The organism is Leeuwenhoekiella sp. W20_SRS_FM14, from assembly GCF_052119605.1.
Lineage (GTDB): Bacteria > Bacteroidota > Bacteroidia > Flavobacteriales > Flavobacteriaceae > Leeuwenhoekiella.
The window spans coordinates 236127-251042 of record NZ_JBGQOK010000003.1 but is presented as its reverse complement, the minus strand read 5'-3'; the positions used below and the strand labels follow the sequence as shown (position 1 = coordinate 251042).

Here is a 14916-nt window from a genome sequence, read left to right as displayed (position 1 = left end):
AGTAGAAATTCTGATACTTTTCCCTACGCTGGTGTTAACCAAACAGGTTCAAAGGGACTGTCTCAATTCTAGATAGAATACCCCTAAAGCCAATTCAAAGATAACAGTTTTAAGACAGATTACCGAAGCAGTAAATACCAAACTATTAATATTCTGGTATTCTCTAGATGCTCAATAATATTTATGTGATCTCTTATAAAACTACAGTTTTTGCAATGGATATGGCGAGGTTGTACATATAACTGCATAGTTTATCCATATGCGTAATAAAGATTAAATCTATTCTTGTAAAGCATATCGATTACCTAATATTTAGGATTTTAAATTTTTAGATTAAATAAATCCGAAATCGATTGCGAATTGTTGATTTTAGTAAATTTATAGAGGTTTCAAGACGTTTTAGTCAACTCTTTAACTATGTGCCAACAAAAAAAGTTTAATTAAAAAATATATATTATGGATGCTACAGCAAACGGCCCTATGCATAATCTAGACGATTGGGAAGATGACTTATTAAACAGATATCCAGATCCGGAACCTTCAGAGAAAAGTGAGGAAGAATTTAGAAACTATATAGATTCAGATCGGGTAGATACTGTTAAAGAATTTTACCGCGTAAATCATAAATTCCAGACGTATGACTTTGTTACTCAAAAGGAAAATGAATTTTTAAAATTTGATCGTAGAGAAATGTCTATTTGGGAAGCCATTGACTTCCTAAATACGCTTGTAGACGATAGTGATCCTGATATTGATTTAGATCAATTACAGCATTTATTACAAACATCTGAAGCTATACGTGCAGACGGTCACCCAGACTGGTTTGTGCTTACCGGATTTTTACACGATGTTGGCAAAGTATTATGTCTTTTTGGAGAGCCACAATGGGCAGTAGTAGGAGATACTTTCCCGGTAGGGTGTGCTTTTTCAGACAAAATAGTTTATCCGGAGTTTTTTAAAGACAATCCTGATACTTACAATGAAAAGTATAATACTAAACTAGGTGTTTATGAAGAAAATTGTGGTCTAGATACGGTTAAAATGAGTTGGGGACACGATGAATATCTGTATCAGATTCTTAAAGACTATCTGCCCGAACCTGCTTTGTATATGATACGGTATCACTCGTTTTACTCACAACATAGGGAAAATGCATATGCACATTTAATGACTCAAAAGGATCACGAGATGTTTGAGTGGGTTAAGAAATTTAATCCCTACGATTTATATTCAAAAGCACCGGTGCCGCCAGATTCTAAAAAGTTGAGACCGTATTACGAAGAATTGGTAAAAAAATACTTACCAGAAACCTTAAAGTTTTAATAGGGCACAGAAGACTTTTTAAATTATGACAGCTACCTATATAGGTTTTTTTGGATTCACCTTATTTGTAATTTTTTATACGACATGGAAACTTCGTAAAGATCAGTTTACAACCGCAAATGGTTATTTTTTAGCCGGCAGAACTCTTACCGGAACTGTGATTGCGGGATCAATGATTCTTACAAATATATCTACAGAACATCTTATAGGTATGAACGGGAGTTCATATCAAAATGGTATTATCGTAATCGCCTGGGAAGTTACCTCGGCGATTGCGCTTGTTATTGCAGCCTTATTTTTTATACCCCGATTTATACGAATGGGGCTCACCACAATTCCAGAATATCTCGAGAAACGTTTTGACAGTACCACGCGATCTGTAGTTGCATTTTTATTAATGCTCTCCTTTGTGGTAACACTGTTGCCAATTGTATTGTATACAGGTGCGATAAATATCGAAAGTGTTTTTAGTTTTTCTGAAATGTTTGATATTTCTAGATCTACAGCACTTGTCTATACCGTCCTGGTGATAGGAGTAATTGGTTCTTTGTATGCGATTTTTGGCGGACTGAAAGCTGTTGCCTATTCCGATACTTTAAATGGAGTAGGGCTTATGGCAGGAGGAATTTTGATTCCGCTATTTGCGTTATATCAAATTGGTGACGGAAGTATTTTTGGCGGAATGCAAACCGTTTATGATTTTGCTCCCGAAAAGTTTGACATCATAGGTGCTGAAGATTCTAACCTTCCTTTTTCAACTTTATTTACCGGTTTAATGATTAATCAGGTGTATTTCTGGGGGATGAATCAAGCTATTATTCAGCGTGCATTTGGCGCAAAGAATCTTGCTGAAGCGCAAAAAGGACTTATTTATACTGGTGTTTTGAAGCTTTTTGTTCCCATAATTATCGTATTGCCGGGACTTATAGCGTATTATTATTTTCAAGATGAATTTCAAGCAACACCAGATTTAATTTATCCATTGCTCGTAAAAAAAGTATTGCCTACCTACTTATTTGGCTTCTTTGCCGCGGTAATTCTGGGAGCAGTATTAAGTACCTTTAATAGTGTACTCAACTCTGCGAGTACCATATTTTGTCTTGATATTTATAAGAAGCTTATTAACCCAACCGTATCTGATAAAAAGCTGGTGCGCTTTGGTAAGTTATCTTCATTAGTTTTAGCAGTTTTAGCTATTGCTGTTGCTCCTATGGTTGCATACGCACCCGATGGATTGTATTTATTATTACAAGAACTCAATGGTATTTTCTTTATCCCGATTTCTTCAGTAATTATAGCTGGTATTTTCTTCAAACAAATAAATGCAAAAGGGGCAAAAGCGGGACTACTTTTTGGCTTTTCGTTCTATATTTTAACAACGTTTATTCTAAAATTAGACATCCACTTTGTGCATCTTTGGGGTATTGAGTTTGTTTTAAATTTCCTGATTATGTTTCTGGTGTCTAAAGTTACCTTTAAAGGCAATTATGTTCAGGAATTGTATCCTAACCCAAGTGAACCCTGGAAATATGTAAACGTGGCAGGGTCTATACTGGTAGCGCTTACCGTAGGAATATATATATGGCTATCCTAATAGAATTTTTATAAATCAATTATAAAGATTGACTTAAAAGGCAAGTTGATAAACCGGCTTGTCTTCTTCAAAGTCAAAGAGTTTTGAAAAGTCCATCACATTTGCAACATTATCAAGTTTGCATAAAACAGCGACTGCCTCACACATTCCATTAAACATGACTTCTTTTGAGTTGCGGTCGATAGTTTTGTTTTGCTTTCGCGAAAGCGGAAGTGTATACCCACAACCTTTTAAAAAGGCAGCTTCAATATTCAATAATTCTAAAGGTGAGTAGCCATTTAATCTGCGACCAAAGGCTTCATTCACTTTGCCTACGTAAGTAAGTTGTAAAGAACCGTGTCCTTCCGTTAGATGTTTCCAGGTATCTGTATTATCGAGAATATTGCCTACCGCACAACTTTTACAACATTCTGGGTTGAGATTACCACTGTGAAAAGCGGTATAAAGCTTACTAATAGCTTGTTCCAGACGAGATGAAGTTTTCATAGCTTATCGTTTTTCTTTTTTATAAAGTTACAAAAAAGGGAGATAGGTGATGCCTTAATTTATTGATGCACTATTTAAATCTAGTATAGCCGTTTTTAAATTAGTCCCACTGACTTTAAGTTTAATAGTTCCGGGTTTAGTATCACTTTGCACTAAGACTACAAGTTTACCGCTAAATAATTGCATTGTAGGCTCGTGAAATAATTCAAGCGAAGTCGCATCACCATTACAGGCAGCACGATAACTTCCATTTCCTGTAACTTTAAATTTTAACTGATTTGTGGCAGTAGGGCAAGGGTTCCCTACTTTATCTACTACAGAAACGGTTACAAATGATAAATCTTTACCATCTGCATTTAAAGTGGTGCGATCTGCATTAAGTTTTAATGCATAAGGTTTACCGGCAGTTTTCACTTCTTTTTCAGCAACTGGGTTTCCTTTAGCATCTAATGCCACAACTTTAAGGGTACCGGGTTCATAAATCACATCATTCCACATTAATCGATACCGAGTTTGTGGAGTTGCATCATTTTTAGTTTGTATTCCCTGACTTTTACCATTTATAAAAAGTTCTGCGCTGTCGTAACTGGTATACACAAAAACCGGAGTTTTCTCACCCTCACGGCCTTCCCAGTTCCAGTGTGGAAGTAGGTGTAGTGTTTCCTGCTGAGTGTTCCAGCGGCTGCGGTATAGATAATAACGATCTTTGGGAATTCCTGCTAAATCAATCATCCCAAAGTACGAACTGCGTGATGGCCAGCTCTTGTCATAAGGAGTAGGCTCTCCCAGATAGTCAAAACCCGTCCAAACAAACTCTCCAATAACCCAGGGTTTATCATCTTGTAAAATAAAATCATCTTCAGGGAGATTAGACCAGCTGCAATATTCTAAATCATATGACGAACTCTGAAAATCCGGATATTGTTTCATACTTGCCTTTTCAACCGGAAATTTATAGATGCCTCTCGAACTTACTGTTGAGGCAGTTTCTGAGCCTAAAATAAAACCTTGAGGAAATTTATCATAAGCATCTTCATATAAATGCACTCGGTAATTAAGTCCGGGAATATCGAGAATAGCACCAAACCCAGACTCCATGGTATTTTTAACCTGATCCATACCCACAGTTACCGGGCGTGTAGGGTCTTCTCTATGGAAAAGATCTTGTAACCATCGCGCTCGTTTTACACCTGCGCTTCCGTACTGGTCTGGCACTTCATTACCTGCACTCCACATAACGATAGATGGATGATTTCGGGTTGCACGAACTAAATTAACCACATCCTTTTCGGCATATTCATCAAAAAAACGATTGTAACCATTTTCAACTTTAGGTTTTTTCCACTCGTCAAAACTTTCTGCGAGAAACATAAAACCCATTTCGTCGGCAAGTTCTAACTGTTCAAAAGAAGGCATATTGTGAGAACTACGTATGGCGTCACAGCCTAAGTCTTTTAAAATTTTCATTTGGCGGCGCAGTGCAGCTTTATTTACTGCGGTGCCTAGCGGACCTAAATCGTGATGCAAACAAACTCCCTTAAATTTGCGGGTTTCTCCATTAAGTTGAAAGCCGGTTTCTGCAGAATAGGAGATAGAACGAATACCAAATTTTGTCGTCACTTCATCTTTTAATTCGTTACCCGAATAAAGTCTTGAAACTGCTGTGTACAAATACGGATTTTCAGGACTCCATAAATTGGGTTTTTCAACCTTTAGATTTTGATCAAACTGATTGTTATACGCTACTGCTGTAGAATCTTGAGTAATTTGATTACCGGCTTTATCAAAAACTGTGGTGATCAGTTTTAAATTATTTCCGCTAACCATAGTTTTAATATTAATTTTTGCTTCTTCTTGCGTAGCAATAGGAGTAGTGATAAAGGTTCCCCATTGATCTATACTTTGTTTGTCTTTAACTATAAGGCTTACGTTACGATACAAACCAGCACCGGGATACCAGCGTGAGGAGAATTCTTTATTACTTAATTCTACGGCAAGTGTGTTTTTACCATTTTTTAAAAATGCCGTGATATCAAAATAGAAATAAGAATATCCATAAGCCCATTCACCAATTTTTTTTCCGTTGAGGTAAACCTGTGGTTCGCTCATTGCTCCTTCAAATAATAAAAGCACTTTTTTATCTTCTGAATATTCTGGCACTTCAAAATTTGTACGATACCAGCCGGTTCCTGTAAAAGGTAAAGAGCCGGTACGTCCTGTTTTTTCGGTGGCGGTTTGTTCACCATTTTGAGTTATGGCAACGGTTTGTTTATCGATCTCCTTGTCAAACGGGCCATAAATAGCCCAGTCGTGAGGTACTGTTACCTCTTCCCAATTAGAATCATCAAAAGAAGGAAGTGCAGCATCTTTAAAATTTCCTTTTTGAAAACGCCAACCCCTATGTAATTCAGTAACCGTACGAGTTTGACCAAATAAGGTTAACGTGGAAAGTAAAAAAAAGAGAATAGATCTAAGAACCATAATTGAACGCATAAATTTTAATACCGATATAAAAATACGGTATTAAATGTAAATGGTACGCTTTATGGTTTTTTGATAGGGAAGACTTATTTTTTTAGGGAAACATATCACAACGGCACGCATACCATTGTTTTGTAAAAGACTCGAGCTTGTCTAGATAAATACTAATTTCTTTTTGCCCTTCAATAAAATGCTCACCGTCTTCAAGTTGCGGTTTATTGATTGTAGTATTAATTATAATTTCTGAAGGAATCAATAGTGATTTTACGCGTTCATCTAAAACAGCGTACTCCTTTAAATCTGGAAGAATTAATTGCATCCTTAAGTTTTAAATTAATTTATTGTATTTTATAGGTCGTAAAAAGGCAAGTAAACTTTCTAAAATTGGCCCTTTTCACGCTGCAATTTGAGGATCTAAAATTTATTTAAAGATTGAAATCCTCGAGATTAATCTTAGATTTATTTGAGGTAAACATTAGATACCAGACGGGAAACAGTAGGATGATCATTACCTCCTGCCGGTTCTATAGTTATGTTTAAAGATGCTGCTTTATCTATATAATTCATCGCCAGCAAATCACTTTCTTTAGTAATAACACCCATATCTATCATCACACCTTCTACATCTGCCCACATCTGGTAATCGTGATTTTTGTCTAACTTAGGTAAATCTTTAGCATTTACGATGATTGATTTTTCCTTGTGATTCACATAACTAACAATCTTTGCACCGGGAGCTAGCTCATTTCCCTTGAGAATGTATTGTTCAGTTTCAGGAGATTTTAAGAGCGCTAACAGTTTTGATGTGTGTTCTGCACTAGTATTAAGATTTTCTATGTTTTCAATCAAGACTGAATTTTCAGTATCTACTAGCTTTAATTGATTGCGAGTGTCACTTAATTGTTTTAAAATGTAAAGACTAGTAATCATAAATAGCGCAGCAAGTGTAGCCGCTATACCTAGATATGCCTTGAACGAGTTTTTTTTCGCGACAGAATTCCCTTTAAGGTTTGAGCCCCTAACAACCTTCATTAAAGAATCTTTTACTTTTTCTGGAGGAGTAATTGCATTTTCTAAAGCCATTAACTCAAAATTAGATTCCAGCGAGTTTAATTGTTCTTTTAAATCGGCATCTTTCAGTATTAATTCTTCAATCTTTTGTTCATCGGCACGACTCAGCTCACCTAATAGATATTGCTCTAAGATGTTATGTTCTAATATGTATGACTTATCCATCATTGTATCATTTCAATTAAAATCATTAACCATACCAAAGCTTTACTATAGGTGGTCTGCAATTTTTTTAAAGCTTGTTTTATGTATGATTTAAATGTTCCTAATGGAACATTCATTTCTTTATGAGCTTCGTTATGTGTTAACCCTTTAAAATAGACTAACTCTAAAGCTTTCTGGTGATGTGTTTCTAATTGTTTAAGGCTTCCTTTAAGTTTTAAGTAGTCCTGTTCTTGAGTTAAAGGTTCTTCTTCTAAATTATATACGCTAAAATCATCTGTCTGGATGAGTTTATTTTCTGACCTTAAAAAGTTTAGCGCTTTATTTTTTGCAATACGATAGGACCAGGTGTAAAATTTCCCTTTTTTAGAATCGTATTGATGAGATTTCTCCCATATCGTTAAGAACGTGTCTTGTAGAATGTTTTGAGATTCCTGTTCATCTTTACAAACCCTAAGGATTACACCATACAATGCAGGAGCATATTTGTCATAAAGACTCGCTAATGCTGACTCTTCTTTATTCTTAAGTCTTTCAATAAGAAATTTGTCGTTCTGCATGAATGTTAAAGATTTACCAAAAAAGAGCTTATGCTCATCTAGCGTAAATTATCTCGTGTAAATATAAATGAATGCGCTTCAATACACAGCGCAAACGTTTAACCAAAAAATCAAATTTTTATGAAAAAGCTAGTATTTATTTTAACTGCTGTATTTACGTTAACTGCAAGTCAGTTTGTATCTGCGCAAAAAACAATTGTTGATGTCGCTGTAGACAACGAAGATTTCTCCACGTTGGTAACAGCACTTAAAGCGGCAGATTTAGTTTCTGCATTGCAAGGTGATGGTCCTTTTACAGTATTTGCACCTAACAATGCTGCATTTGGTAAAGTAGATTCAGAAACTTTAGGAATGTTGCTAAAGCCCGAAAACAAAGATGCTCTAGCCGGCATACTAACGTATCACGTAATTTCTGGTAAGCTTGCTGCTGCAGATGTAGTTGCTGCTTTAAAGGAAGGAAACGGTAGCGTTACATTAGAAACTTTAAATGGACAGAGCATTACTGTAATGCAAAAAGATGGTAAGATCTGGATAAAAGATCAAAAAGGAAATTACAGTGAGATCATTGCTACTGATGTTATGGGTAGTAATGGCGTAATTCACGTAATTGACACTGTTGTAATGCCAGAATAATTAGGGAAATCAATTGCTATGATTGTGAAGGGAAATCTTTTTTAAAGGTTTCCCTTTATTTTTTACTTCTGTCCAAATAACTTATTCATCTAGATATTTTCTGAAAATTTTCCGACTAAGCCCTAATAATAAGCTTGGTTGCTTATAGCGGTTACTAGATGAAATTCTTTGGATTGTTTTTGTGACTTAAATTCTAATTACAATTGGTATTTAAATTGATTTAATTTTTTAAACTATTTTTTAATGTCAGAAAAAAAAGTAAGTATTCTCAGTGCTTTTAAAACCATTATTTGGCCCAGAAGAAAGCTGGTGTTTATAGGGTTAATTTTAATTGTAATTAGCAAGGCAGCAAGCTTTGTAGCTCCCCTGTCTCTTAAATATTTAATGGATGATATTATACCTAATAAGAATGTAGAACTACTCAAACTTTTAGTCGCAGCTGTAGGACTCGCTATTTTGATTCAAGCAGCAACGTCGTTTTTGTTAACAAAGATTTTGAGCGTACAGGCTCAATATATGATCTCAGAGTTGAGAGCTCAGGTTCAAAAAAAGGTATTGTCTTTACCCATTCGGTTTTTTGATAATACAAAATCGGGAGCGCTGGTCTCCCGTATTATGAGTGATGTAGAGGGCGTACGTAACTTAATAGGAACAGGATTAGTACAACTGGTAGGAGGTAGTATCACAGCTGTGGTATCACTCGTTTTGCTGTTACGCATAAGCTGGACGATGACTTTGTTTACGCTTATTCCACTTGCTGTGTTTGCCTTGATTGCACTAAAAGCATTTAAGATCATTCGACCTATTTTTAGAAATAGAGGGGTTATAAATGCCGAAGTCACCGGGAGGCTTACCGAAACCTTAGGGGGTGTACGCGTAATTAAAGGTTTTAATGCTGAAGAACAGGAGAATAAAATATTTGAAGAAGGTGTAGAGCGACTTTTTCAAAATGTAAAAAAGAGTTTAACGGCGACTGCGTTAATGACCAGCTCTTCAACTTTTTTGTTAGGATTGGCTACCACCGGAATAATGGGAATAGGAGGTTATAAAATTATGATGGGCGAACTAACTATAGGTGATTTCCTGACTTTTACGTTTTTGTTAGGATTAATGATAGCGCCCATTGTTCAAATGAGTAATATAGGAAGTCAATTAACAGAAGCTTTAGCAGGTCTTGATCGTACTGAAGAACTGATGAATATGACACCAGAATCTGACGAGGAATACCGCACTCAACATCTTCAAAACTTTAAAGGACATATTGTTTTTGAGAATGTATCTTTTGCTTACGAGGAAAATAAAGAGGTGTTGACCGGGATTAATTTTGAAGCAAAATCGGGTGAAGTGGTAGCTTTAGTTGGGAGTTCAGGTTCTGGGAAAAGTACCATCGCAGGCCTAGCAGCGACATTTTTAAATCCGCAGTCTGGTACAATAACCGTTGATGGGCAGGATATTTCAAAAGTGAATTTAAATAGCTTTAGGAAACATCTTGGTGTTGTTTTACAAGATGAATTTCTATTTGAAGGCAGTATACGACAGAATATTTTGTTTCCGAGGCCTAACGCTACTGAAGATGAATTGCAAGCGGCGGTTAATGCGGCATACGTAAATGAATTTACAGATAGGTTTGAGGACGGTTTAGATACTTTAATTGGTGAGCGTGGTGTAAAATTGTCTGGTGGTCAACGTCAACGAATCGCAATCGCGAGAGCCGTTTTAGCAAATCCAAAAATTTTAATTTTAGACGAAGCAACTTCTAATCTCGACACCGAAAGTGAGGCACTAATTCAAAAAAGTCTGGCTACCTTAACTCAGGGAAGAACAACCTTTGTTATAGCACACCGCTTAAGTACTATTAGAAAAGCAGACCAAATTTTAGTTATAGAAAACGGTCAGATTGCAGAGCGCGGAACACACGATGAACTTATTGCTAATCTGGGGAGATACTATAACTTATTTACCTATCAGGCACGTATCTAAAGTTTTCTCTAAATTATTCCGAAGTAAAAACCTTTAAGGGCCGTTGATTTATAACAACAATAAAGGAGCTATAAACCCAACGCGCACTTCATTTTTATTGAAAGATGATGCGCCAAATGAATCTATCGCATACTCTGAATAATCATAGTATCTACCTATATAGGCAAAATAAAACTTGACATTAAGATCTTTAAACGGACTGTAATACACAGTAGGTATCACGCCATAACTGGTTCTTATCAATTTATTACCGGCTTGTGCATTATCGCGAGCGCTACTGGTCATTAAGGTTAACAACCCCTCAACTTTAGGGCTAAAACGATACTTACCACGAAACCAGTTTTCTACATAGGTTACATTTTCTGCAGCTACTTCATTGTCAATTACCCGGGTGACGATGCCCTTTGTATCAATTTCTTCATAACTGTAATGAAAGTCATACATTAAGGTTATGTTTTTATTTTCATATTTATGTCCCAGTGTAAAAAATGTGGTACCTCTATCTTTAACTTCTGTAGAGTGACTCAAACTATATATTGTTTCTAGTTTGCCGTCAAAAAAGCTTCCGCGCCAGTTGCCTACAAAAGTGACCGGCCAGTCTGGTTCCTGTATATTTTCAGCAACCACATCGCCATAGATATCTTCGTAAAGGGCAGTTCTTGAGTTTAATACCTGTAATCCGAAAGTGTTATGTTCAGCAGTTTTATAGCTTAAACCGGCTCCGGTAACAAAGGCCAGTGCATTACCATAAATATCATTGTATTCAAGCACATCACGAGCAATAAACTCATACTCATAACCACCGTATAAAGCTGTCATTTTGCCAAGATACATATTGAGTGCATTACTCAATTTAACATCTATATATGCCAGTTCTATATTACTTCCCAGCCTATCGAGGCTTTGTACATCACCACTTTTATTAAATCGATTTCTAAATTTAAATTTGAGTTTATCATTTATTTTTGCGGCAATTCCCAGGGCTGTAAAGCCATTTTCAAATTGGAGACCGTTGTAGTAATTGTCACCACCTCTAAAGGTATAGGCTTGAAAGTCCATACGTAGATCAAAGGTGATATCTATATTTTTTAAAAGACCTGCTTTATCAACCGGAATTATAGGTTCATCAGGGCTGCCGTCTTGTTGAGAAAACCCCCAAAATGAGGTGAATGTTAGAATGGCAAATAAAACAGACTTCATAGAATATGTAAAAATTAGATAGGCAGAAATATAGCTATGTTGAGCGATACATCAATTTTAGGTGGCTTTTAGAAGATTTTCTTCGGAAGCTCTTTTAGAAAATTACTAAAATTATTTATAAAAAATGAGGCGCTTCTTATTAAGCTAACGCAACAAATTGACAATACTTCACTTTTTGAACCAAAACTTATACAGACTTTGAGTTCTAGATTATTAGTTATGAAAATATGTTAAACAAAAAAACCACACTTTAAAAAGTGTGGTTTTAAATTTTGTGACCTTGCCAGGATTCAAACCTGGAACCTCCTGAGCCGTAATCAGGTGCGCTATTCAGTTGCGCCACAAGGCCTTTATTTCAGCAAAAAATCAACATATAGTTGTCTCATTTTGCGGGTGCAAATATAAGTCTTTTTTGACTATCTACAAGAATAAATTAAAAAAAAAGCCATTTAATTTTTAAATGGCTTTCTCTAGGGGTATTTTGTTTACTAGTACATGTTATTTAAAGCGGTAATATCATTAGCATTAAACTCACCATCTTCACTAGCGCTAAAGCAAGCTAACATAATTGATGTAGCATCATAACCACTAGGTGTACCGGGTACTAAATTTACATCTCCACCTTCATTTACATTATCTCCACAACTCTGTCTGCTAAACCAGTCTGTATGTCTAAAACCTACAGAATGTCCTATCTCGTGCGTAATAACGTGCTCTACTACATTAGTATCATAATTTGCTAAACCATAGATCTGAACAAATTTATGAGGCAAACCATTACTTGGAAACCCTGCGCTCCCACCTGCACCACTTGGGTTATTTACAGTATTATTGTAAACAACCATATCTTTATTTTGATAGTTTGTACCGAAGGTTAGATTGAAGCTTATAGATACGCCACTTAATCTATTGTAGTTATCTACTGCCCACTGTAATGCTGTACGTTCTTTTGTACTTAGTGCCTGGTTTCCGCCGGTATATCCTATTATAGAAATAGTACGTCCCTGAGATACTAAAGCAGAAGTTCTGTATTGTTTACTCTGTGTTGCACCTTTTTCTACTTTTGTCAAATTGACCATTGCGGTTAATTGCTCTGGGGTTACGATAACATCTTCTTCTAAAAATAGGCGGGGTTCAGAAGTGCCATCAGGAAAATAGAAATCATCCCATTTAACAAATCGGGTATTCATTCCTAAATCTTCAACCTGATCAAGAATTGCCTGTGACACTTCAAGTGCAGCAGTTTGTTGCATTTCTACTTCAGGAGTTTCGGTTGCATCTTCAGAACAAGAGGCAAATACTAAAGAACAACCTAAGCTGAATAGAGCAGCTTTTCTAAATGTGTGTACTAACATAGATTTAAATTTTTATTAATGATTTCTGAAAACTATTAAAAAAAACTTAATATAAAAACCTTTAAACGTTAAAAGTTTGCATATTATCGACTGAATCGATTTAATTGATATGTTATTAACAAGAAAAAGCCTCCGAGAGGAGGCTTTTAATTAATTATATTTGAGTTAGTTTCAGATGATTTCGGCGCTCAATCCCGCATCAAGTAATGCGCTGCATCTGGGTTCTAAATAATCGTAACTACCTGTTTTAACGGTACATTTACCTTTATAATGAACAATAAGTGAGCATTGTTCTGCTTGTATGGGCGTATGCTCGCACACATGTATTAAGGTTTCTATAACGTGGTCAAAGGTATTAACGTCGTCATTATAAACAATTATCTCATTATTTCGATCTTCGGCCTCGAGGACATCTACTTCTTCTTGAATCTTTTCTCTTGTGCTCATATGTAAAAAACTTAAATTCAGGGTTTTAATTTTTTACAAATTTACAAGCTACCCAATTATTTCTTTCAAAATTCATGATAAAATTTAGCCCATGTTGATTACAAACTTCAGTAATTGCAGGAATATCTTGGGTATAAAAGCCGCTAAGAAGCAAAGTACCTGTATGATTTAGACAACCTGCATAAGCTGGTATATCTGCTAAAAGAATATTTCTATTAATATTAGCGATTATTAAATCATACTGTTTGCCGTCTAGAAGTTTTACATCTCCTTCAAAAGCTTCAATAAATGACACTCCGTTTCGCTCTACATTTTCTACCGTGTTTTCATAACACCACGGGTCTATATCTATTGCCTCAACCGGCTTAGCGCCTTTCATAGCAGCTAGTATTGCTAGAATACCAGTGCCACAACCCATATCTAAAGTTTTTTTGCCGGTTACATCTAGCTTTAATAGATGTTTAATCATCAAATGTGTGGTCTCATGATGACCTGTACCAAATGACATTTTAGGTTCAATAACAATATCATACTCGGTATCTGGTTTAGGATGAAAAGGTGCTCTAACCGAGCAAATACCATCAACCTCTATGGGCTCAAAGTTCTTTTCCCATTCCTCATTCCAATTAACCGGTTCGATATGATTAACAGAATAACTTATTTCAAACTCCTGATTTTTGAGAATATAAATATTCTCAAGTAAATCATTGCGATCTAATGAGGATACGATATAGGCTTTAACGCCATCTTCGGTCTCATCAAAACTTTCAAAATCAAGTTCGCCAAGTTGCGCAATGAGTATTTCTACCCCCGGGTTTACGGGATTTACTTTAAACTCATACTCAGAATATGCTTCAGCCATTTATATATATTAAAATGCATTTACGATTGCCATAAAATCTTCTGCTTTTAAAGAAGCCCCACCTATTAAACCACCGTCAACATCTGGTTTTGAGAAAATTTCCTGTGCATTGTTAGGTTTTACACTTCCACCATAAAGAATGGTAACTTCATCTGCTATTTCCTGTGAGTACTCATCGGCAATGGTTTTGCGTATAAAGGCGTGCATTTCCTGAGCTTGATCAGGGCTGGCAGTCTCGCCAGTTCCTATTGCCCAAACCGGCTCATAAGCTAATATTATATTTTTCCACGCAGCTGCATCTAAGTGAAATAATGCATTGCTAATTTGTTTATTTACCACTTCAAAATGCTCGCTAAAGTTTCGGTCTTTTAATTCTTCTCCAAAACAGTAAATTACTGTCATATCATTTTCTAATGCAGTATTTACTTTTTCTGCTAAAAGATCTTCTTTTTCATCAAAATACGCGCGACGCTCACTATGACCTAAAATAACTGTTTTAATACCAATACTTTTTAACATACCTGCACTTATCTCGCCGGTAAAAGCACCCGAAGCAGATTGATGCATATTTTGAGCAGCTACGCTTATATCTAAGCCTTTTACAGCCTCAAAAGCACTGTAAAGATTAGTATAGGGAGGTGCAATTATAACTTCTGCCTCAGAAGTTTTAGCAATTTTCTTTAAGTCTGAAATTAAATCTTGAGTTTCAGCAAGATCTGTATTCATTTTCCAGTTACCGGCTACGATGTTTTTTCTCATTGT

The 14916-nt window shown here is 35.8% G+C and carries 14 protein-coding genes, 1 tRNA gene and 1 riboswitch; of the genes, 4 read left to right on the top strand and 11 right to left on the bottom strand.

What is annotated here, in order from left to right; genetic code table 11:
- Positions 1 to 3: 3 nt before the first annotated feature.
- Positions 4 to 95: riboswitch (TPP riboswitch) on the bottom strand.
- Between the two features lie 361 nt (positions 96 to 456).
- Both ACEN25_RS07235 and ACEN25_RS07230 read left to right on the top strand, forming a co-directional pair.
- On the top strand, positions 457 to 1323 hold the full coding sequence (locus ACEN25_RS07235) for an inositol oxygenase family protein (RefSeq protein ID WP_441802340.1): 867 nt from the start codon (positions 457 to 459) through the stop codon (positions 1321 to 1323).
- 25 nt (positions 1324 to 1348) lie between these two features.
- On the top strand, positions 1349 to 2917 hold the full coding sequence (locus ACEN25_RS07230; RefSeq protein WP_028376266.1) for a solute:sodium symporter family transporter: 1569 nt from the start codon (positions 1349 to 1351) through the stop codon (positions 2915 to 2917).
- Between the two features lie 33 nt (positions 2918 to 2950).
- Here the strand turns inward: ACEN25_RS07230 and ACEN25_RS07225 are convergent, their stop codons facing one another.
- From ACEN25_RS07225 to ACEN25_RS07205, 5 genes are all read right to left on the bottom strand, one after another.
- Positions 2951 to 3403, bottom strand: coding sequence for a Na(+)-translocating NADH-quinone reductase subunit F (locus ACEN25_RS07225; RefSeq protein WP_441802339.1), 453 nt, complete (start codon positions 3401 to 3403; stop codon positions 2951 to 2953).
- A 54-nt stretch (positions 3404 to 3457) separates the two neighbouring features.
- Positions 3458 to 5896 carry a DUF4982 domain-containing protein gene (locus ACEN25_RS07220; protein ID WP_441802338.1) on the bottom strand — a complete coding sequence of 813 codons (2439 nt, stop codon included), beginning with the start codon at positions 5894 to 5896 and terminating at the stop codon, positions 3458 to 3460.
- An 82-nt stretch (positions 5897 to 5978) separates the two neighbouring features.
- On the bottom strand, positions 5979 to 6203 hold the full coding sequence (locus tag ACEN25_RS07215) for a hypothetical protein (protein ID WP_441802337.1): 225 nt from the start codon (positions 6201 to 6203) through the stop codon (positions 5979 to 5981).
- A 140-nt stretch (positions 6204 to 6343) separates the two neighbouring features.
- A complete protein-coding gene (locus ACEN25_RS07210; protein ID WP_441802336.1) occupies positions 6344 to 7123 on the bottom strand; it encodes an anti-sigma factor domain-containing protein in 780 nt (259 codons plus the stop codon).
- Positions 7120 to 7677: an RNA polymerase sigma factor gene (locus ACEN25_RS07205; RefSeq protein ID WP_441802335.1), complete on the bottom strand. Its 558-nt coding sequence runs from the start codon at positions 7675 to 7677 to the stop codon at positions 7120 to 7122. Before ACEN25_RS07205 ends, ACEN25_RS07210 begins: the two co-directional genes overlap by 4 nt.
- A gap of 120 nt (positions 7678 to 7797) precedes the next feature.
- Between ACEN25_RS07205 and ACEN25_RS07200 the strand changes: the two genes are divergently transcribed.
- Both ACEN25_RS07200 and ACEN25_RS07195 read left to right on the top strand, forming a co-directional pair.
- Positions 7798 to 8310, top strand: a complete 513-nt coding sequence (locus tag ACEN25_RS07200) for a fasciclin domain-containing protein (protein ID WP_441802334.1) — start codon at positions 7798 to 7800, stop codon at positions 8308 to 8310.
- A 243-nt stretch (positions 8311 to 8553) separates the two neighbouring features.
- The gene (locus ACEN25_RS07195; protein ID WP_441802333.1) at positions 8554 to 10290 is read left to right on the top strand and encodes an ABC transporter ATP-binding protein; all 1737 of its coding nucleotides are present in this window, start codon (positions 8554 to 8556) and stop codon (positions 10288 to 10290) included.
- Positions 10291 to 10338: 48 nt separating this feature from the next.
- Here the strand turns inward: ACEN25_RS07195 and ACEN25_RS07190 are convergent, their stop codons facing one another.
- The 6 genes from ACEN25_RS07190 to tpiA all read right to left on the bottom strand — a co-directional run bounded on the left by ACEN25_RS07190 (position 10339) and on the right by tpiA (position 14913).
- Positions 10339 to 11490, bottom strand: a complete 1152-nt coding sequence (locus ACEN25_RS07190; protein WP_441802332.1) for a porin — start codon at positions 11488 to 11490, stop codon at positions 10339 to 10341.
- A 275-nt stretch (positions 11491 to 11765) separates the two neighbouring features.
- A tRNA-Arg gene (locus ACEN25_RS07185) sits at positions 11766 to 11839 on the bottom strand.
- Positions 11840 to 11978: 139 nt separating this feature from the next.
- Entirely contained in the window at positions 11979 to 12845 is an 867-nt protein-coding gene (locus ACEN25_RS07180; protein ID WP_441802331.1) for a M57 family metalloprotease, read from the bottom strand.
- Positions 12846 to 13016: 171 nt separating this feature from the next.
- The gene (locus tag ACEN25_RS07175; RefSeq protein ID WP_028376253.1) at positions 13017 to 13292 is read right to left on the bottom strand and encodes an ATP-dependent Clp protease adaptor ClpS; all 276 of its coding nucleotides are present in this window, start codon (positions 13290 to 13292) and stop codon (positions 13017 to 13019) included.
- Positions 13293 to 13317: 25 nt separating this feature from the next.
- Positions 13318 to 14154, bottom strand: a complete 837-nt coding sequence (prmA, locus tag ACEN25_RS07170; protein WP_441802330.1) for a 50S ribosomal protein L11 methyltransferase — start codon at positions 14152 to 14154, stop codon at positions 13318 to 13320.
- Positions 14155 to 14163: 9 nt separating this feature from the next.
- Entirely contained in the window at positions 14164 to 14913 is a 750-nt protein-coding gene (tpiA, locus tag ACEN25_RS07165) for a triose-phosphate isomerase (RefSeq protein WP_028376251.1), read from the bottom strand.
- Positions 14914 to 14916: the final 3 nt, after the last annotated feature.